Genomic DNA, 16,450 nt, shown 5'->3' with positions numbered 1-16,450 from the left:
CCTGAGGGATGGCTCCCTCAGGGAAAAATCAAAAATCAGAGTACAGTGGTGAACAGTTGCAGGATCGCGTGACCCGCAATAACCGCCTGATGGCACAACTGCACAAACTGCTCGTGATGAAGATAGGCCCAGATGACAGAGGATGTAATTATCCCCGTTGCTGACATGGCAATCAGGAACTGGTTACGCCGGCGGCGAAACAGCGCCTCTTTATCTGCGACTTGCGTATGCAAAAATAGCCCCAACGTCTGAAGCTCTGCAAAACGGCCGAACTCTTCACGCCGCAGCGCTTCACAGGCCGCATCAAAACGCTCCAGCTCCGTCGGATGTTGATCCTCAAGAAATCGGCGATAACCACCGTCACGTATCGTGTTGTAATGACGGTCAAACTCAGCCTGTAACCAGCTATAAAAATGACTGCGCGTGCGCTCAATGACACCTGGCTCTCGCGTCAGCGACTTCATTGCTCCCTGTGTCGCCTGGGCCGACTCGTGGTGTTCATTAGTGGTTAGTAAACTCATGGTATGGACTCCGAAAAAAAGACGAGTCCACCCCTGCGGGTGTCCCCGTCAGGGTTAATAAGATGCTGTGTTAGTTTGTCAGGCTGATATGAATAACATCATTCTCATGGCGCAAATGAAACTGCTGCCATAAGGGTGTCGTTCTATCACCGTCACTGGGTAAACAAAAAATACCTGTCGTTACTTCTGAACGTGTACTTGAAGCCAACGCTTTCAATGCATGATGAATCAGACGATACAATCGCTCTGTCTCGCACGCAGGCTCAGGCGTAAACGCAACGAGTCTTGCCCAAGTGCTGTCATCAATCGCAACGGCCGGAGAAGATTGCAGTCTATCCATCATGCAGCTTCATCATTCTGAGCCGCTGACGAAATCGTCACAATAGCGGGTATTCGCTCAGATTTTGGACGTTGACGCACATTCCGTAACAGCTTCTGGTGCATGGCCAATGCGGAATCAACCGCGTCGTCTTCGCTATCCATGTACCGTTCACCGTAAAACGGTTGAGCTGTCTCCTCGCCGAAATACAGCAGTTCGACACCAGGCTTATAGCGGTGCCGGTGTTGCAGTACGATGGCTCGGCCACAGCACTGGTGATCGTCAGCAAGCAGCCATTTCCCGGTATAAATTATTCGATGAGCGGACGACTCCATCGGCTCCGAACGCTGACGCCAGGTCTGATAAAGCCAGACAAGCGCTCGCGCAGACAATTTGCTCGTCCAGCGCACGATGAACCACAGCCCTGTAAACAGAACAATTAGTATGTGTAAAGTCATTGGCATAACCGATCCTTTCAATGGATTAATCCGCGAAGTAGCAGGACCAGCGCTAGAAGCACTAGGGAACCGGCGACTTTCAGCAGCGTGAGATAACCGAGCAGTTTCAGTAGTGCATTGCGATCGCGCCGAAAACATTCCCGTCGTATCAACTGACACAACGCGTCTTCCTGCTCTGGTGTAAACGAAGCGCTCGGAACGAGATCCTCTTGAGTGATATCAATGTGAGACATGAACTCTCCTTTTTGGTAATGAAAAAAAGGGAGAGTCATCCCGTAGCGGGAGAAGACTCTCCCCATGGGGTAACATCTGATTAAACGAAAGTGTTTATGTGGTTATAACCAGCCACGTTCGGCAAATGATACGATTTCGCCGTGGCCAACAATGATGTGATCCAGTACCCGCACTTCAATCAAAGAGAGTGCGTTAGTCAGTTTCTCGGTGATTTGTCGATCGGCATTGCTGGGTTCAGCATTCCCCGACGGATGGTTATGGGCAAAAATGACCGCAGCCGCATTCAATAGAACGGCACGTCGGACAACCTCATGTGGATGAACCTCAACACTGTTAATTGTTCCGGCGAAAAGGAATTCACAGGCAATTAATCGATTTTGATTATTCAGGAACATCGCGACAAAAACTTCTCGTTCAATATGCTCCAGCTTGAAACGCAAGTACGCTTTAACGTCCTCAGGAGACGTCATGGCTTCCCGTTTTCTGACCTTACGTTCAAGAAGCGCCAATGCCATATTGATGACTCGTGCTTCACGCTCGGTATAAACGCTCGCGTGAGGGGGGGGGTTAATTCGCTCATAAAAGACCTTTTACGGGCGAATGCTTTCCCCCTGGTGGCGGAAAGCATTGCCACTGGGGGAAAGATAAAATTATCGTAGGTCGATAATTGACGTAAAACAGGCTATCAATGCATCAAACCTTAAATGCATCAGTTGCATTCAATTTCAATGGACTCGACTGAGCCACTTAATGTAGCTATCAAAATCGCCGCATTCCTCCGGGCAAGAAGAGAATTCCCGGCAGGAATGCTTACCTTCCAGAACACCATTCTGAAAGGGTTTGTCCCAAAATCCCTGACCAATTTTTTTCCCTAATAAGATCACATCATTAAAATAATGACTGTAATTCTCAGGGATAAAATTCAGTCCAAAGGTTTCGCCAAGACAGTGCGCGATTTCGAAAATCTGATAATCATTGTCTGTAAAACCATCATCATCAGGTGAGCAGTTGATTCGAAGTGTCTCGAATGCATCAATCTCCATCAATTTTCCCTCTATGTCAGAAATCACACACAGCAGGTCAACGACAGAATGACGATTACGAGCAAGACGATTAAGTAAAGTATTCATAACGGATAAATCCTCTCTTCAATTTGAAAAAGGATTTATCCCCAACGGGATAAATCCCGCATAGTTTGAGTAACGATATGGCGGCCAGTCAGTAGAACGTCCGGCCGTCATACCAGTTGCGTTCAATATCTAAACTGAGCGCGTAAAGGTAGTAATCAATCAGCCAGATACTGGCGTTCGGGCTCTCATGCACTTTCGCTGCATCTTTCAGCCCCTTATTGAAATAGCGCTGCCAGAAAATGGCATCAACAGAAAGACTGGGATTGAGAACCTCTGTGAGGTATTTTTCGATAAACACCGGAGGCAACAGATTCAGGCCAATAATTTCACCGACCTGCCGTGCAACCCACGCTATCTTTTTTTGGTTAAGTGTCATCAGCGCCAAATCATCCCAGTCAATCGTATCGATACCAAGACGCATGAGCGCAGTCGCTTCCATCAGTACAGATTCAATGTCAGAGACAATCCTGATTAGGTCTGTTGTGGAACGCTGTAGAAATTCGTCGTCCCTCCGAAGACTAGCCAAGCGCGAGACGAAAGGTTTCGTATTGAAATCATGCATCGATAAATCCTTTTTTCGGTTCAAAACGAAAAGGGATTTATCTCCACATGGGGATAAATCCCCGTGTGGGTATGAGTTACGTCACTGGAAGCGATAACGCAGCGTTGCTAACTGTTTTGCTAACAATTGTGCAGCCTTGATTGCCTGGCGACGTTGTGGAAACGAATTATCGGGACAAGTATGAGCGTCAAATCGGTAAGATTTTGAGCCTAACCAACCGGTACGACTTTCTACCTGATAACTCCATCCGGAATTACTTCGAGAAACTCGCGCCCGGAAGTTCATATGCCCGGAGCGATTCGGTATCCATTCGCCGATAAATCCGTCATTGCACTGCTGAGTGTTTTTCTTCAGCAACACAGACAGACGTTCAGTGAAATTAATCGTACGACGTAAGACCATTTGCATGATGTTCTCCTGATAGAAACGGGAGAACATCTCACCCAGGCGGGAAGATATTTTCCCGTTGGGTTGCCTGCTTAAAGTTTTAGAAAGAGTCTTTCGGATACACCTGTTCTGTCGAAACCGTAACAGGTTCGACGATGGTACCCATCGGTTCATCTTGCTGAGGCTTATGTTGGAAACCACCAAGTCGGCTCAGATACAAAAAGCAGCAAACGGCGACAACACTAGTCCAGATGAGTAAAAGCTGAAGGGAGCTGTAGGTCTTGTAAACATGCTGCCGTGTCTTCACTTTTTTCTTCAGTGAAAGCAACAATTGACCTGCCCAGTATCCGTCACGATATGCAGTAGAAGAGTTCATAGTGGTTGCTCCAAAATAAAATATTTGGAAAACCACATCCCTGCCATCGGGAAGTAGCTTCCCGGAGGGATTGATTGGTAGTTAAGCGGAACCTTCATCACCACGCTCGTAGCGGCGTTCAAACTACCTGGTGACATCTGCTCTCAAAGGATGGCAGATTTACCGCGCTTCTTAATCACGCCCTTTTCCTTGCAGGCTTTGGAAAAGTGATTCAGTCACCCGAAGGCGATCCTCACAGACTGAAAGATCATTGGTGGTCGTCAGAGACGACAAGTTAGCCTTTTCAACATACTCAAAGATGGAATTAAATTCAATATATTCTCAGCTATCTCTGCATCATTAAATTATTCGTATCAGATACGAATAAAACATTGAACCGTTTGCAAGAAGAATATTTAATCGTATCCGATACGAACAAGAGGGAGGTAGTATGCGTATTTCAAAAAACCAACGTGATGTCTTATTTCTACTGTATGCAATTGAACAAAAAAAAGGTCATCAACATTTTGTAACCGTGACTGCGCTATTCTCAATGATAAATAAAAGCCGCAGTACATCATTATACTCAAATCACTTAAGAACGTCCTGCCATACTCTACATAAAAATGGTTTTTTTGAACAATACAGAGATGAAGGATTGAAATTGTCATATGCGTTAACAGAACAAGGAAGATTGGTTGCTTCAGCGATTTACAATGAAATGGTCAAACAACCATCTTGATCCTTTATCACTGCGAGGGATCAACTTTATTATAAACACGAGCAACATAACGGCCTCGCCCATCACCGTGACCTAAATCCATAGAGACTAATGCGTCAGCCTCTTCTTTACTAAATCCATTTTTAAGATGTAGCTTTGTTGCATCTTGGGTATAGGCATACCTAAGGCTATGAGGTGCATATTTTCCGACAAGCCCTGCATCCCTAACGATATTACGATACTGTTCAATTGCTAAATGCAAAGCAGGACGATTAATCAATCGACCGTTATTTTCGCTCGCAACATGTATTGCATTATTCACTGCACTGATTAACCTGTCCCTTTCAATAATGGTGGTATCTCTTGGCCGCCCTCCTTTAGTACCAAAAACAATGCGAACTTTCTCATCACCATTTTGCAACGCCTTCTGCCATGTTTTAAGGGATTTAACTGACTGAATGGTTTCCTCAGTCCGTAAACCAAGAAGACGGGATAATTCCATTGCTGCACCTGCGCCTTTATCGGCCGCACTTACTTTTTCTAAAATGCTTTGATATATACTGTCTGGAATAGCAACCTTTGAACCGTCACGACTTGCACCAAAGATTCCTAACGCTCTATTACTCAAACTCTCATGCTCTGGTTTGGCCATAATGGTCTTACCCGCTGCACGCAAAATGGATCGTATTGCTGACATTTCATTTTGCAATGTCCTGATTGAAATTTTCTCTTCCTGACGGCTTCTGATATACATTTCAATATGACGAGGCTTAATATTCTTTGCATCCCTAATCTGCACATTCAAGCGTTTTAACCTTTCCGCAAAACGATCGGCTATTTTCATACGGTCATTGAGTGTTTTAAAACTGCCACTACCGTCCCGCGCTAACGTCACAAGATTCTTATTTAACTTAGCCATATGAGTCCTCCAGATCCAATGAAGTGAGTTATGTATTCCGTCCGTGTGAACGGAATACATAACTCACCGACTCCCTTTTGAAAGAGAGCTAAAATAGGCACTTCATCCCCGACGACACGGTTTAATTTTGCGCATCCTGCGTCTCAGCAGACATCTGTGCATCGGGGGCGAAATGTTGAATTGTTGCAAGGCACCCTGGGTGTTACCCATTCGCGGCTTACGCCGGGCTGACTTTCGTCAGTCTACCTCCACACGCCAGTTGTTGCTGACGTCGCCATCGATGTCGTGCTGATTACCTCCTCTATCTAATAGAAATGTCTTCATGATGATGTCTTTCATACATTCGGACTGTTTGTTAAATGAACGACCATTAAACGGCTAGTAAAACGTCTTTATACGTATTAAAACCGTTACTACGTGTTGGTCAGATGGTAGAAGAATCGTCTATCGGGCAGTGCGTAAGCTCTGACCGTATACGCGCTGCGCGCGTCACTTGGTATTCGCGTTGCTCATACACAAGTGACGCCGCGCAGCTTCGGCCTTTCATTGCGACTCCCGTAAGCGGCCAAATGTACCAAATGGCCTTATACGTGCGTGCAAAGGTCGGACGTCGCTCTAGACGTATTCGTATCTTGAATTGTGCGTAAAACAGAAAACTCCGAACAACATCAAATTGTTGCTGAAGCTATCGATCTGCTCTCGATAAGACGAGCCAGTATTTGAGTGTATAAGCGGAACCTTCATCACCACGCTCGTAGCGGCGTTTAAACTACCTGGTGACATCTGCTCTCAAAGGATGGCAGATTTACCGCGCTTCTTAATCACGCCCTTTTCCTTACAGGCTCTGGAAAAGTGATTCAGTCACCCGAAGGCGATCCTCACAGACTGAAAGATCATTGGTGATCGTCCGAGTGGACGATGGTACAGCGAAATCGATATTAACAACGCAATTCGGGATCGTCAAATAGTTACCCACATATCCACTGACAAAGTCGGCTCGACACTCGCCGACCGCTCCCGTTCGCCAGCGCCTTTGGTGGGCGCTGACTCACTGGCTTATTTGTCCGTGGATATGTGGATAACATATTAATAATGCTCTTAATACAATTTAACGAGCTGAACTACTTATAACCTGTTCAGTTATCCGAGATAATGCCCCGTAAACCCAGTGAGGAACTGAGTCCCGTGATGGCACTAATAGATCTTTAAGTGTTCGGTTAGCCTGCCGTCCATAACTAAATTTATTGCGATTTTGCCATATACATGAACAATAATATAATAACTCCTCGCGAGACATTTCAAATAGCGGCCGAAGACAAGCCACATGAAAACCCGTATAAAATGGGGTTTCCTGATAAAAGGTAGATAACACACCATTACCACTTAAAGCGCATGTTAATTCTCCTGCAGGTGCAGGCGGTATAGAGTCAATTGGTGCCACGTAAGAGGATATACCATTCCCCCCCATCTTCCTCGATACAAATGGAATACCACCATCACGTCGACTCAATAAATCAAGTCTATTTAACTCAAGAGAATGTCCATAACGCACATCAAATAAACTATTAACAGGAACAAAATCCAATTTTCTCTCTGACTTTTCATTAAAGGGAAACTCAGTGTTATTTTTAAAATCATCTAAAACACTTAAGGTTTCATTCGTATTTATATCTTTCACCCAATCTGGTACTGCATTAGGAATTTCAATTTCTTTCAACCGTTTTCCTTTAGGCTTCCTTCCATATGAAAACAGGTAGCGATTCATTGTTATGCATCGTGCATAGAATATTTTATCTCTAAGACCCATATCTATTTTAGGTATAAGTATTGAAACATCACTATTACATGCAAACTCGAATGAAGATACATAAGAATATGTATGACTCCCCTCACCATTAGTTGAAACAAACAAACTCCCCTCAGGATAAATATTTTTTCCTTCAACATCCGATTTTGATATCCATCCGGAGATTGTGCGTTGCTGGGTATTGGCAGGGCGCAAATAGGGTATTGATCCAAAGAAAGGCCCTGACTGTATATTTAGCCCAGAGCTAACAATACCGTTACGGACATGAAATAATTCATCAAGCTTCATCATCGTCTCCCCGACCAATCTCAGGACTACCTTGCACATCAAGCATTAAATTAAAAAGCAAAAATCTTTTAATATCTTGCTCAAATATTTCTTTAGTCAAAAGGGTATAATCTGTTTCGATATAAGCTTCAGCACACCATTCATCAGTTGATGACACTTTATATGTTGCACTTTCGCCAGGGTGTATTTCACGATTACGATACATTGCAACCCAACGGTCACGAATATCAGGCCAACGATGATTAATATCAATTCGCCCTTTATGTTTGGTTTTAACAAAGCCATCATCTCGCCAATAGCCAAACCAGGTTTTCCGATCTGAATATTCATGAGGCTGGCCTGCAATCCACACCATAATGCAAGTAACAACTCCCACTGAATTAAACAATTCTGGCGGCATCGACATTACGGCATCGAGGGTATGATGTTTCAGTAATTCTTCTCTTACCGGATTAGGAGAAATGGCACAAGACATTGGAACAATAGCAATACCGATAGAGCCAGGCTGAAGGCAATTCAGCATCTGCTTCACAAAATACAGCTCATGGAGTTCCGCATCACTTTTCGATTGCGCATAAGGTGGGTTTAGCATTCCAACATTAGGCTTCATGCCTTTTACTGAGCGAATTATCGCATCATCAAAACAACTGGCCTGGTGCAGGTTGGCTTTGCCATCACCACGGAGGATCATATTGGAAGCAGCCAGAGCAAACATTTTTGGACTGTTTTCTATTCCTATCAGTCTATTACGACGAATATCCTGGCGTTGCGCTTCTGTCACCGCCTTTTTAAGCATGTGTTGCATGGCTGAAATCAGAAAACCGCCCGTGCCGGCACATATATCCAGGACCCGCGACTCAGGCCCGACATTTGCCAGCAAAGAGAACAATTCTGAGATATGCCCAGGTGTCAGTACGATACCGAGTGCTTTTTTATCACCAGCGGTGTACTTTAAGAACTCGCCATAAAACTGGCCAACAACATCAAAATCATGATAAATGTTGATATACGGCCAGACATTTTCACAAATTCTCCGAATAATCTCTTTAAACACGCCTCCAGGATGCTCTTTTGCCGTTCTACTGTCAGGACGACCCAGATTGGGGTGTACTGCTATAGAGGTGTACGGCTGCAACATCGTGTCTTTTTTCGCCTGGGGGATCTCTGCCTTATCCAGTTCTTTTTTAATCGCCCCCAACCAGGCATCTTGCAACTCCCCTGCAGGCAGGCTGTCAAATGTCTTCATGAACGTGACATTCATTAGTGCGATTAACGTTCCACTGACCAACAAAGGCTTATCTTCTTCGGAAACTTTAGCTTTAGCCCATATGAGTTCATGAAGCTCACGGGAGAAGGCAAGCAGATCAGCATGGCGTTTTTTCGCAACATCGGGGTCAAAAGAAGCCAATCGGTAATAATCATCAAACGGAAGCAGCTCCATCACTGGAGCACCTGATTCATTGGTAAGAATTTTCGTTTCTGTCGTTCCTGCAGGAACCAAGAAGCTGGAGATTTTCATCGAGCTGGCTGTTTCACCACTGACGGCGACAGCAACAACGGTGTAGTCCTTTGCCAGATGTTTGGCATAGTGCAAGACACCATCTACAGCGAATTCAACAGGTTTATTTCCAGTCTGGCTTTCGTGCTTTCTCACATCATGTTTACACTCGAAGACAATGAGAAATGCCGTATCTTTCAGGTTAGAAATAATAAATTCAGGGTATCCTGCGTTCCCTTTTGCATTTTTACTTGCTTTAGATAACAAAGTTTTAACTCTGGATATTTCAGACTTTTGCTCTTCAATGCTGATCCCGTTGTCTGCTCCATAGTAACCAAGCCCCCTTAACGTATCTCGTACCAACCCTTCCGTTACTCGCTCATTTGCCATACTGATAATCCGGTGTGGCATCAGGCAGAATCAGCAGGCTACCTCTATCTATCGTGCTAAATTAAGTTTTGCGATCGAATGAATGGTCAGTAAGATCCATGTGTTATGTACAACCATCACTAAAACACACCGGATTATCAGTGTGATATGTAACCTACATGCCCATCTTCTACAGATGTAAGATATCCACCTGACTCTCTATTCGGGCTTTCGGTAGAGCATTTTCTGCGCTATATTGGTGTTATCACGGTTGCACCAATGGAGAGTGTAATGAATATTACAGTTGAAAAATCGATAGGCAAAAGCGCCCGTCTGCGTAAGCAGGGCAGGGCCATCATCGTAACTATTCCTAAAGAAATCGCCCTCGCGATGAACTGGAAAGAAGGCGAAGACGTAGTTCTTGTCCAGGATAATGGTGCACTGAAAATCATGCCGCAGACAGTAAAGCCACGCAAACGCAGGATGTCTCCTGAAGAACTGGTGTCTGATTTAAGTACTCGGGATATCAGGATCTTAAGGGAAGCAACACAGCCATTTCAGCAACTGAAGCCTGCAGGACAGGAGATTTTTTGATGGCTCGGATGCCAAAAAGAGGTGAAATTTGGTTAGTCAATCCAGATCCAATTGCTGGTAGAGAGATTGCTGGGCCGCATTACTTCCTCGTAATATCGGTTGATACCGTGAACAAAGAAACCGGCGTTACAGCCTGTGCCGCGATAACATCAGGCGCAGGGTCCTTGCGCGAAAAAAACATCGTCGTTTATATCGGCGGTGGTGATACAGAGAAAGGCAAAGTGACTGGAGTGATTCTTTGCCACCAACTGAACTCTCTTGATTTTCAGGCAAGAAGCGCGAAATATATTGATACGGTGTCACCTCAGGTCATGGCTGATGTCGAAATCACACTGGCGAACATATTGGGCATATGAAAAATAGATTCATTTAAATTCGGTCTTGTAGCGGCAGATTTCTCTAGCGAAACGGTGTGTAATCCCTTTTAATTTGATGGATTTGCGCCCTTTACTAGACTAAAATGTAACCATGAGATGTTCCATTGAGAAGGATATTCAGATGCAAAGCACAGCAAAGAACCAAGCCTATCAGCGTGGAATCAAGGCGGCAGGTATCTGGAAAAGCACAAAGAACAGACTGAAACAGTGGGATGCAACGTGTGTAGCTGCCGCTGGTCGTCATAATATGCCGAAGTGGCTTGGTCATATTCCTGTTACTGCATTTTTAACCTTATCCATTGCCGCTATTCTGTTTGGTGGATTTATTCTTGGTGGTATGTTCCTTTTACTTTGGGCTGTTTTCTTGATTAGCCCTAAAAAAGGGTTAGGAGACGGAACACCAGTTTACGTCACCAATTATCAATCAGGCAGCTATGACTCTTACGACTCGCACGAATGCGGTAGCTATAAAGAGAATCCAAACAAATACTACAGAGACAGCGATGATTAAATAGCCTGTTAAGGCTATTTAATCTGCAATACTTATTTTGATAACCTATTTGTAGCCGCTTGTTTTATTGCCCCACTAGCAGCATCACCAGCACTACTTGCTGAAACTCTAGCATCTTTTACTCCACTACCTATTGCGTTGGATAACGCAGCCCCGATATCCCGCCCTGCCCACGATAATGATCCTACCCATACTGCCGGCAGAACAATGAACATTGTTCCCATCACAAAAGTCATGACCAGGTCGTCAGAGGTGTTTTGAAACCCTGCCAGATTAAATCTGCTGTGGGTATCCGAGCTGTACAGTGCTTCAAGTAGCCAACTGTCGAGCCACCGAGCCAGTTCCCACCAGAACGTCAGGAAATTCAGCGCGAATATCACGAACGTTAGGGTAATCACGACCTTGAATTCATAGACACCAAACGCAAGGATCAGCGGCAACATGACGTAGATAGCCATCAATAAAATAGCCTGAACCATTGGTAGCGCCTGGCGCATCGCATCAAATGCCGGAAATGCTCCCAGGCTTCCCAACGCGCCGCCGGCAATAGCACCAAACCGATTGACGGTATTCATCGTGGTGAAGTCCGCATTACCTCCGTAGCCCGCATAAACCTGCCCTCCCTGAGAGATATTTAGGCTCTGAGGACTCACCAGTCGCCTGATCACTGCTTCTTTGTAGTCAGCCGTGCTTTTCCCCATCATTTTCAGTGCGGCAGAAAGACGCAGCCACATGCCTGGGTCAGCTTGATTGACTACCCTATCCTGCAAACCGGTATCCGCTGTGGACCACCATTCATTACATGTAGGATACCCCCCCCGCCCCGTATTCGGCCGCCCACTGTCCCTGGCATCGCTCCAGGGAAAATTTGACCGCGGCATTTTTGAGTTCAGTTCACCATAATAACGGGAACGAAACGTTGAACTGCCTAACCATTCAATGTCCTTCAGCACATCCTTATCCGTTGTGGCTCCCTGATCTTGCTGTTTCCACGTATATAACGCGAGCGCATAACAGTCGTTGGTAAAGTCCTGAAGCTCTTCAGCCAACGCCGGATTGCTGATATTGGTTCTCTGCACCTCAAAACGAACCTGGCGCAAATCCGGGCGACAAGGAATGGTCGCGACGGCAGCCTGTGTTACCCCTTTTGACAGGCGGTGTACAACGGCCCACCAAAAGGGTACCGCAGCAGTCTGATCATTAAGGCTGGACACTACGCTCGAATACCCACTTTCATCCGGAGACAATGGTGTCCAGGTTCCACACGTTTTCGCTCGAGACGTATCGTACTGCATGGTACTCAGGCTCAAATTAATCAACGGAACGCAGCAGGCCAACATCACAAAGAACCCACCGTACAGTGCGTTTTCGATGCGGGGTAGCGATAGCATTCCTTTGTTTCCTTCGTCCTCTCCTTCTTCTCGGACCTTCATCCAAATACCAACTATTTTAAAGGCCAAAGGTGCAGCAAATAGTCCGGTACCAATCAGGATGTTCCACAGGCCATTATTAATGACCCAACCCAGTAGCGTCAGAAAATACTCGAAATAGCTGTTTGTGGTCATCGCGTCATTCCTGTGTCGATATACATAGCGTATTCACACGCCAGTAAAAACATCACACTCACGATGGCCATCCGTCTCAGCGGGGCTTTATATTCCGGCTTACATCTAGGGGCATGCCAGATTTTCCAGAACCCCCATCCCAGTACGCTATACAGCATCAACCGCCAGACCAACCAGCCAATGCTCGTTCGCTGCATCCAACTACGAAGGGCTAAGAATTCATCTGGATATGACACACCGATATTCGCTATCAGAAACGCAATAAGCATAGATCCAACGCCAAGTGGCAACAGGAGTAGCAACACTCTGGTTGCCTGTCGTAGCCGTTTAAAAACAGGCTGAGACTGTATCTTTTTAGATTCAGGCATAATTATTTACCCTGAACAGGGGTAGTCATCTGATTGACGCGCATATCCGTGTTGTCCTGGATTTGCTTCTGCGGATTGGTTTCTACGCGGCTATTTTCCCGCTCAATGATGGTCAGTACCGAGTTACGTGCCAGCTCGCGTTTGAGTTCCATCTCATTCTTTAGCGCATTAATTTCCCGATCGAGCGATTCAATACGACGAGTTCCCTCATCAACCGCAGCCTCCTGAGCGGCAGCATTTGGCTCAGACATTCCGGTCATCAGCATGCGTCGCATCAGTAAGGCCGTCTCGACCGTATCCGCCATCGCCAGTTCGCTGGCCAACCGACCAGTCAATGCAGCGTTATCTGGATCACGTTGTAATGCCCGGATAACACCACTGGTGATAGTCAGGCTCCCAGCTTTCAATTTGCCCAGGTTCGCCGCGGTAGGTTTCTCTGCCCCATTAACCATTTTCACCAGTTGTTCAAGATTGGCTTTCGTTGCCTCTTCCAACATGGGGGCAAACCCGGTTCCCGCCTGAGTAGTTCCGGGTTGTTGGCCTTCATCCCCACTGGTGCAGTCAGTGGCAACCTTACACGTCCGCATCGAGCGATCGCCAAGCACCTGGACGACAGCTTTTGCGGCTTCCTCCGAGTTAGGGAATTTCTGACAGACTGAGCCAGTGCAATTGCTGGTACTGACGGAAGATGTACTCAACGCCGGCTGGCTATTCATCATGTTATAACCGGCTGCGGCCAAATCGTGTGTTGGGCGAATAGCTGGCTGCCCTTTACCGCCACGTCGCTGACCACCAATCCAATTTTGGCCGTTATTGCCAGTCAGTTTTTGGGAGTCGTTATCCGTTTGAATGGCGTCCGCTTTTCCGCTATTAACCAGTTGCTTGTATTCATCTGCCTGTGCGGATTGCGTCCATTTGCTGGAATCCGAAAAATCCATCATCCGTTTAGTCATGTTTTGGCAGTTAAACATGGCCTTATCAAATGCGACATTTGCCTGGAGAACACCGTTAGTCAGCATGTCATAGAGTCCCGGGCTCGCTCGTTGAATAATGGCACCAGGTAAACTGGAGACCGCACCGGTCGCCCCCTGAATGACTTCCCCCATCAGGTTTTTGTATCCGGATGTCACGCCATTCAACTGATTGCCGACCGTCGTTTTCAGGTCAAAATTGCCACACTGCAAATCAGAACTCCAACCGAGATCAACACCCAGCTTCTGCATACTGATACGCGTTGCCGGCTGCGAAATCACAGAACCGCCACCGAGCGTATAAAAGAGTTTATCTGACACAGCACCACTGACATCAGCCCCATACCCCAGCGCTCCGCTGTTCGCCTGGGGTAAATTGACGTTGAACTGATCGGCCAGAACGCACGGCGTAACCCATTGCAGACCAATAGCCAACACGCAAAATTTCATGTTCATCGTTATTCCTTAAAAATTAGTGGCAGATAACAACCGCTGACCACGACGTTGGCAGCAACTGTAGGGCTGCCAAAGGGCATAGGCTGCATTGCCATTTTCAGCTGACATGTGGTCACCATCAGGGAATACGGCGCATGAGGACGTTAGCTGTGGAGACAAACGCTGCCACTTGTGATTGTTGGTGTTTTCCACGACAGGTTCGGGGGGCCAGTACCCATCACGGCGGGAGCCTGTCAGGGGCTGATAGACGTGCAGTTGGCCAGAACGCGTAATAATGTCCGCCACGCGCTGGGCGACTACGGCTGACGCTTTATCGTCATCGGTATGCTGGATAAATCCAGAGCGGGGATAAACATTCCCCCACATATTTCCTGATGCCATGCTACCGACTTCACGCTGGCCGGGAATGAGTGCCTCTGGATACAGTGATTCAGGAATTCCCGTTCGCCAGGCGAGAGAATCTAGCGTGCTCAGAAAATACGGCATGAGCGGTGTGGCGACACTGTCGCAGGAATAACCGGGAATTTGTCCACCGATAAGTGTCGAGGCTGGGTGACCTATCGCATCCGCATACTTAAATTTGATGTTGGATTTTCTTCGTCCAGGATCCTTAATGTCTGCTGCGTTACCACCACCGGCAGTAACTCCAGTTAATCCACTGGTAATCGTACTTTCCAACCCTCCCGCACCTTGGCTTACTGGAGACATTTCTGACCAGGGGTTACCTCCTGGAGCCATATATGTGGACACGACCGCATCGGGAATAAAGTGGGACACCTTGACGGACGTTCGTATGGTGCAACCGAAATTCGTGCAGAACAGCCAGTAACAAATGCCACTGACACGCCAACTGATACATCCAGGCGAAATAGCGCTGGCAACAATCTGCGCGGTATTAACGGCAGCAATAGCGGCAGGCTCACATGCCGTCGTAAGCATAATGCCAACAGCAAGTGGACGGAGTCGGGTTCGCCATTTACTCATGGCTACCCCCTTCTTGCATTTTATATGCGATAGCCATGGCAACATCAGCAGTACCGTACACCACGTCGCGATCGTCAAAAACAACAGCAGGATATTTGCGCACGCCAATTTCCCATGCATGCACCACACCACGATAGGCCGTTTGCAGGTCATTCTCATGCTGTTGCCACTTCGGGGAGCGCATAACAACCTGAGCTTGTACTGTCGCTTGTTCCATCGATGCGGGAAACTCGCCAAACACGGAACGCTGCAACCGTTCCGGAGCATCCAGCCAGACTATCTGAGTCTCGGGGGTAAGATTGGTAGGAGGATGTTGCTGGTCGGTATAAACAACGGGATTGGCCAGTAATGGCGCAGGTGAGAGTAAAAAAAGAAAAACGGCTATTTTGCTGCACATAGCCATACTCCTTGTCTGTGGGTTGATCAACAACCATCAGCATGCAGTAGCATGGTCAGATAAACAGCGATAAACTCTTTTTGGGAAAAAGAAAATAAAATTGTCATTATGCCTATTTGCAGGCTAACTAGAGGGGAAAATGGACGTATTACCAAAAATATCTGATATTAATAACCTAAAAGATTTATGTAAAATAATCGTATTACCATTAATATGTGCTTGTTATATTTATCAAACAAACTTTTCACTGGATCTTGATGTCTATGTATTGAGCATTTCCCTTGAAGACTCGGATAAATTAAAGTACATAAAGTTTTTCTTTATTTTTTTTGGTAAAATTTTAGCCGCCTCATTCTTCAGTATGATTCTATATCTGGGATTAATATATGCTCAGGTGTATATACACAATTCTGTAATACCATTGGCAGTGCTAGCATTTCTGACTTTTGGTTTTGTTGGTGTTTTTTCTAACGGGACGCTTGAATCGATTGTTCCACTAAAAACAATTTGGTATTACACCAGCTTTGTTGTCGCATTTTTCTTACTCGCAATGAATGAACAAAGCAAAACGTAACTGAAATCTATAGTGCCAGCACATTGCTGGCACCCTAGTTTGCTTGTTATTAACCTCTGCGGTGTTGCCCCTAATCTTTGTCAAT

22 protein-coding genes are annotated in these 16,450 nt (G+C 46.1%); 5 read left to right on the top strand and 17 right to left on the bottom strand.

Annotated features, from left to right (window positions below; all coding sequences use genetic code 11):
• Positions 1 to 35: 35 nt before the first annotated feature.
• The 9 genes from GZ59_RS04705 to GZ59_RS04665 form a co-directional block, all read right to left on the bottom strand.
• Complete coding sequence (locus tag GZ59_RS04705; protein WP_011092215.1) at positions 36 to 521, bottom strand: hypothetical protein; 486 nt, start codon at positions 519 to 521, stop codon at positions 36 to 38.
• A 70-nt stretch (positions 522 to 591) separates the two neighbouring features.
• The gene (locus GZ59_RS04700) at positions 592 to 864 is read right to left on the bottom strand and encodes a hypothetical protein (RefSeq protein WP_011092214.1); all 273 of its coding nucleotides are present in this window, start codon (positions 862 to 864) and stop codon (positions 592 to 594) included.
• Positions 861 to 1,304: a hypothetical protein gene (locus GZ59_RS04695; RefSeq protein WP_051122320.1), complete on the bottom strand. Its 444-nt coding sequence runs from the start codon at positions 1,302 to 1,304 to the stop codon at positions 861 to 863. Before GZ59_RS04695 ends, GZ59_RS04700 begins: the two co-directional genes overlap by 4 nt.
• Before the next feature lie 11 nt (positions 1,305 to 1,315).
• The gene (locus tag GZ59_RS04690) at positions 1,316 to 1,531 is read right to left on the bottom strand and encodes a hypothetical protein (protein WP_039290461.1); all 216 of its coding nucleotides are present in this window, start codon (positions 1,529 to 1,531) and stop codon (positions 1,316 to 1,318) included.
• Positions 1,532 to 1,633: 102 nt separating this feature from the next.
• A complete protein-coding gene (gene radC, locus GZ59_RS04685; RefSeq protein ID WP_011092212.1) occupies positions 1,634 to 2,047 on the bottom strand; it encodes a RadC family protein in 414 nt (137 codons plus the stop codon).
• Between the two features lie 210 nt (positions 2,048 to 2,257).
• Entirely contained in the window at positions 2,258 to 2,662 is a 405-nt protein-coding gene (locus GZ59_RS04680) for a hypothetical protein (protein ID WP_011092211.1), read from the bottom strand.
• A gap of 88 nt (positions 2,663 to 2,750) precedes the next feature.
• Entirely contained in the window at positions 2,751 to 3,101 is a 351-nt protein-coding gene (locus GZ59_RS04675; protein ID WP_230587091.1) for a hypothetical protein, read from the bottom strand.
• Positions 3,102 to 3,305: 204 nt separating this feature from the next.
• Complete coding sequence (locus tag GZ59_RS04670; protein ID WP_039290454.1) at positions 3,306 to 3,632, bottom strand: hypothetical protein; 327 nt, start codon at positions 3,630 to 3,632, stop codon at positions 3,306 to 3,308.
• A 79-nt stretch (positions 3,633 to 3,711) separates the two neighbouring features.
• Positions 3,712 to 3,987: a hypothetical protein gene (locus GZ59_RS04665; protein ID WP_039290452.1), complete on the bottom strand. Its 276-nt coding sequence runs from the start codon at positions 3,985 to 3,987 to the stop codon at positions 3,712 to 3,714.
• A 430-nt stretch (positions 3,988 to 4,417) separates the two neighbouring features.
• Here GZ59_RS04665 and GZ59_RS23410 point away from each other — a divergent pair, with 430 nt between their 5' ends.
• The gene (locus GZ59_RS23410) at positions 4,418 to 4,708 is read left to right on the top strand and encodes a hypothetical protein (protein WP_011092207.1); all 291 of its coding nucleotides are present in this window, start codon (positions 4,418 to 4,420) and stop codon (positions 4,706 to 4,708) included.
• A gap of 7 nt (positions 4,709 to 4,715) precedes the next feature.
• Here GZ59_RS23410 and GZ59_RS04660 read toward each other — a convergent pair whose 3' ends face one another.
• The 3 genes from GZ59_RS04660 to GZ59_RS04655 all read right to left on the bottom strand — a co-directional run bounded on the left by GZ59_RS04660 (position 4,716) and on the right by GZ59_RS04655 (position 9,589).
• On the bottom strand, positions 4,716 to 5,606 hold the full coding sequence (locus GZ59_RS04660) for an integrase domain-containing protein (RefSeq protein ID WP_011092206.1): 891 nt from the start codon (positions 5,604 to 5,606) through the stop codon (positions 4,716 to 4,718).
• 1,108 nt (positions 5,607 to 6,714) lie between these two features.
• A complete protein-coding gene (locus GZ59_RS22635) occupies positions 6,715 to 7,704 on the bottom strand; it encodes a restriction endonuclease subunit S (RefSeq protein WP_071598520.1) in 990 nt (329 codons plus the stop codon).
• Complete coding sequence (locus tag GZ59_RS04655) at positions 7,691 to 9,589, bottom strand: HsdM family class I SAM-dependent methyltransferase (RefSeq protein WP_039290449.1); 1,899 nt, start codon at positions 9,587 to 9,589, stop codon at positions 7,691 to 7,693. Before GZ59_RS04655 ends, GZ59_RS22635 begins: the two co-directional genes overlap by 14 nt.
• Positions 9,590 to 9,859: 270 nt before the next feature.
• Here GZ59_RS04655 and GZ59_RS04650 point away from each other — a divergent pair, with 270 nt between their 5' ends.
• The 3 genes from GZ59_RS04650 (at position 9,860) to GZ59_RS22415 (ending at position 11,050) form a co-directional block, all read left to right on the top strand.
• Positions 9,860 to 10,162 carry an AbrB/MazE/SpoVT family DNA-binding domain-containing protein gene (locus tag GZ59_RS04650; protein ID WP_011092201.1) on the top strand — a complete coding sequence of 101 codons (303 nt, stop codon included), beginning with the start codon at positions 9,860 to 9,862 and terminating at the stop codon, positions 10,160 to 10,162.
• Positions 10,162 to 10,518 carry a type II toxin-antitoxin system PemK/MazF family toxin gene (locus GZ59_RS04645; RefSeq protein ID WP_100675184.1) on the top strand — a complete coding sequence of 119 codons (357 nt, stop codon included), beginning with the start codon at positions 10,162 to 10,164 and terminating at the stop codon, positions 10,516 to 10,518. Before GZ59_RS04650 ends, GZ59_RS04645 begins: the two co-directional genes overlap by 1 nt.
• 142 nt (positions 10,519 to 10,660) lie before the next feature.
• Entirely contained in the window at positions 10,661 to 11,050 is a 390-nt protein-coding gene (locus tag GZ59_RS22415) for a hypothetical protein (protein WP_011092199.1), read from the top strand.
• A gap of 32 nt (positions 11,051 to 11,082) precedes the next feature.
• Here GZ59_RS22415 and GZ59_RS04635 read toward each other — a convergent pair whose 3' ends face one another.
• From GZ59_RS04635 to GZ59_RS04615, 5 genes are read right to left on the bottom strand one after another with little or no spacing between them, the layout of a single operon-like run.
• Positions 11,083 to 12,615, bottom strand: coding sequence for a conjugal transfer protein TraG N-terminal domain-containing protein (locus GZ59_RS04635; RefSeq protein WP_011092198.1), 1,533 nt, complete (start codon positions 12,613 to 12,615; stop codon positions 11,083 to 11,085).
• Positions 12,612 to 12,983, bottom strand: coding sequence for a hypothetical protein (locus GZ59_RS04630; RefSeq protein WP_011092197.1), 372 nt, complete (start codon positions 12,981 to 12,983; stop codon positions 12,612 to 12,614). The genes GZ59_RS04635 and GZ59_RS04630 overlap by 4 nt, the downstream gene beginning before the upstream one ends.
• A 2-nt stretch (positions 12,984 to 12,985) precedes the next feature.
• Positions 12,986 to 14,410, bottom strand: a complete 1,425-nt coding sequence (locus tag GZ59_RS04625; protein ID WP_011092196.1) for an integrating conjugative element protein — start codon at positions 14,408 to 14,410, stop codon at positions 12,986 to 12,988.
• A gap of 9 nt (positions 14,411 to 14,419) precedes the next feature.
• The gene (locus tag GZ59_RS04620; protein WP_011092195.1) at positions 14,420 to 15,394 is read right to left on the bottom strand and encodes a TIGR03756 family integrating conjugative element protein; all 975 of its coding nucleotides are present in this window, start codon (positions 15,392 to 15,394) and stop codon (positions 14,420 to 14,422) included.
• Positions 15,387 to 15,791 (bottom strand): TIGR03757 family integrating conjugative element protein, encoded by a 405-nt coding sequence (locus GZ59_RS04615; protein WP_011092194.1) that lies wholly within the window; start codon positions 15,789 to 15,791, stop codon positions 15,387 to 15,389. Before GZ59_RS04615 ends, GZ59_RS04620 begins: the two co-directional genes overlap by 8 nt.
• A 139-nt stretch (positions 15,792 to 15,930) precedes the next feature.
• Here GZ59_RS04615 and GZ59_RS04610 point away from each other — a divergent pair, with 139 nt between their 5' ends.
• The gene (locus GZ59_RS04610) at positions 15,931 to 16,365 is read left to right on the top strand and encodes a hypothetical protein (protein WP_011092193.1); all 435 of its coding nucleotides are present in this window, start codon (positions 15,931 to 15,933) and stop codon (positions 16,363 to 16,365) included.
• The last annotated feature ends 85 nt before the right edge of the window (positions 16,366 to 16,450 follow it).

The sequence above is a fragment of the Pectobacterium atrosepticum genome (genome assembly GCF_000740965.1).
GTDB classification, from domain to species: domain Bacteria; phylum Pseudomonadota; class Gammaproteobacteria; order Enterobacterales; family Enterobacteriaceae; genus Pectobacterium; species Pectobacterium atrosepticum.
This window is presented reverse-complemented; position numbering and strand designations above follow the sequence as displayed.

Coding starts and splice junctions, on each gene's coding strand:
- GZ59_RS04705 (WP_011092215.1), bottom strand. CDS start 521: ATGAGTTTACTAACCACTAATGAACACCACGAGTCGGCCCAGGCGACA.
- GZ59_RS04700 (WP_011092214.1), bottom strand. CDS start 864: ATGATGGATAGACTGCAATCTTCTCCGGCCGTTGCGATTGATGACAGC.
- GZ59_RS04695 (WP_051122320.1), bottom strand. CDS start 1,304: ATGCCAATGACTTTACACATACTAATTGTTCTGTTTACAGGGCTGTGG.
- GZ59_RS04690 (WP_039290461.1), bottom strand. CDS start 1,531: ATGTCTCACATTGATATCACTCAAGAGGATCTCGTTCCGAGCGCTTCG.
- radC (WP_011092212.1), bottom strand. CDS start 2,047: ATGGCATTGGCGCTTCTTGAACGTAAGGTCAGAAAACGGGAAGCCATG.
- GZ59_RS04680 (WP_011092211.1), bottom strand. CDS start 2,662: ATGAATACTTTACTTAATCGTCTTGCTCGTAATCGTCATTCTGTCGTT.
- GZ59_RS04675 (WP_230587091.1), bottom strand. CDS start 3,101: ATGGAAGCGACTGCGCTCATGCGTCTTGGTATCGATACGATTGACTGG.
- GZ59_RS04670 (WP_039290454.1), bottom strand. CDS start 3,632: ATGCAAATGGTCTTACGTCGTACGATTAATTTCACTGAACGTCTGTCT.
- GZ59_RS04665 (WP_039290452.1), bottom strand. CDS start 3,987: ATGAACTCTTCTACTGCATATCGTGACGGATACTGGGCAGGTCAATTG.
- GZ59_RS23410 (WP_011092207.1), top strand. CDS start 4,418: ATGCGTATTTCAAAAAACCAACGTGATGTCTTATTTCTACTGTATGCA.
- GZ59_RS04660 (WP_011092206.1), bottom strand. CDS start 5,606: ATGGCTAAGTTAAATAAGAATCTTGTGACGTTAGCGCGGGACGGTAGT.
- GZ59_RS22635 (WP_071598520.1), bottom strand. CDS start 7,704: ATGATGAAGCTTGATGAATTATTTCATGTCCGTAACGGTATTGTTAGC.
- GZ59_RS04655 (WP_039290449.1), bottom strand. CDS start 9,589: ATGGCAAATGAGCGAGTAACGGAAGGGTTGGTACGAGATACGTTAAGG.
- GZ59_RS04650 (WP_011092201.1), top strand. CDS start 9,860: ATGAATATTACAGTTGAAAAATCGATAGGCAAAAGCGCCCGTCTGCGT.
- GZ59_RS04645 (WP_100675184.1), top strand. CDS start 10,162: ATGGCTCGGATGCCAAAAAGAGGTGAAATTTGGTTAGTCAATCCAGAT.
- GZ59_RS22415 (WP_011092199.1), top strand. CDS start 10,661: ATGCAAAGCACAGCAAAGAACCAAGCCTATCAGCGTGGAATCAAGGCG.
- GZ59_RS04635 (WP_011092198.1), bottom strand. CDS start 12,615: ATGACCACAAACAGCTATTTCGAGTATTTTCTGACGCTACTGGGTTGG.
- GZ59_RS04630 (WP_011092197.1), bottom strand. CDS start 12,983: ATGCCTGAATCTAAAAAGATACAGTCTCAGCCTGTTTTTAAACGGCTA.
- GZ59_RS04625 (WP_011092196.1), bottom strand. CDS start 14,410: ATGAACATGAAATTTTGCGTGTTGGCTATTGGTCTGCAATGGGTTACG.
- GZ59_RS04620 (WP_011092195.1), bottom strand. CDS start 15,394: ATGAGTAAATGGCGAACCCGACTCCGTCCACTTGCTGTTGGCATTATG.
- GZ59_RS04615 (WP_011092194.1), bottom strand. CDS start 15,791: ATGTGCAGCAAAATAGCCGTTTTTCTTTTTTTACTCTCACCTGCGCCA.
- GZ59_RS04610 (WP_011092193.1), top strand. CDS start 15,931: ATGGACGTATTACCAAAAATATCTGATATTAATAACCTAAAAGATTTA.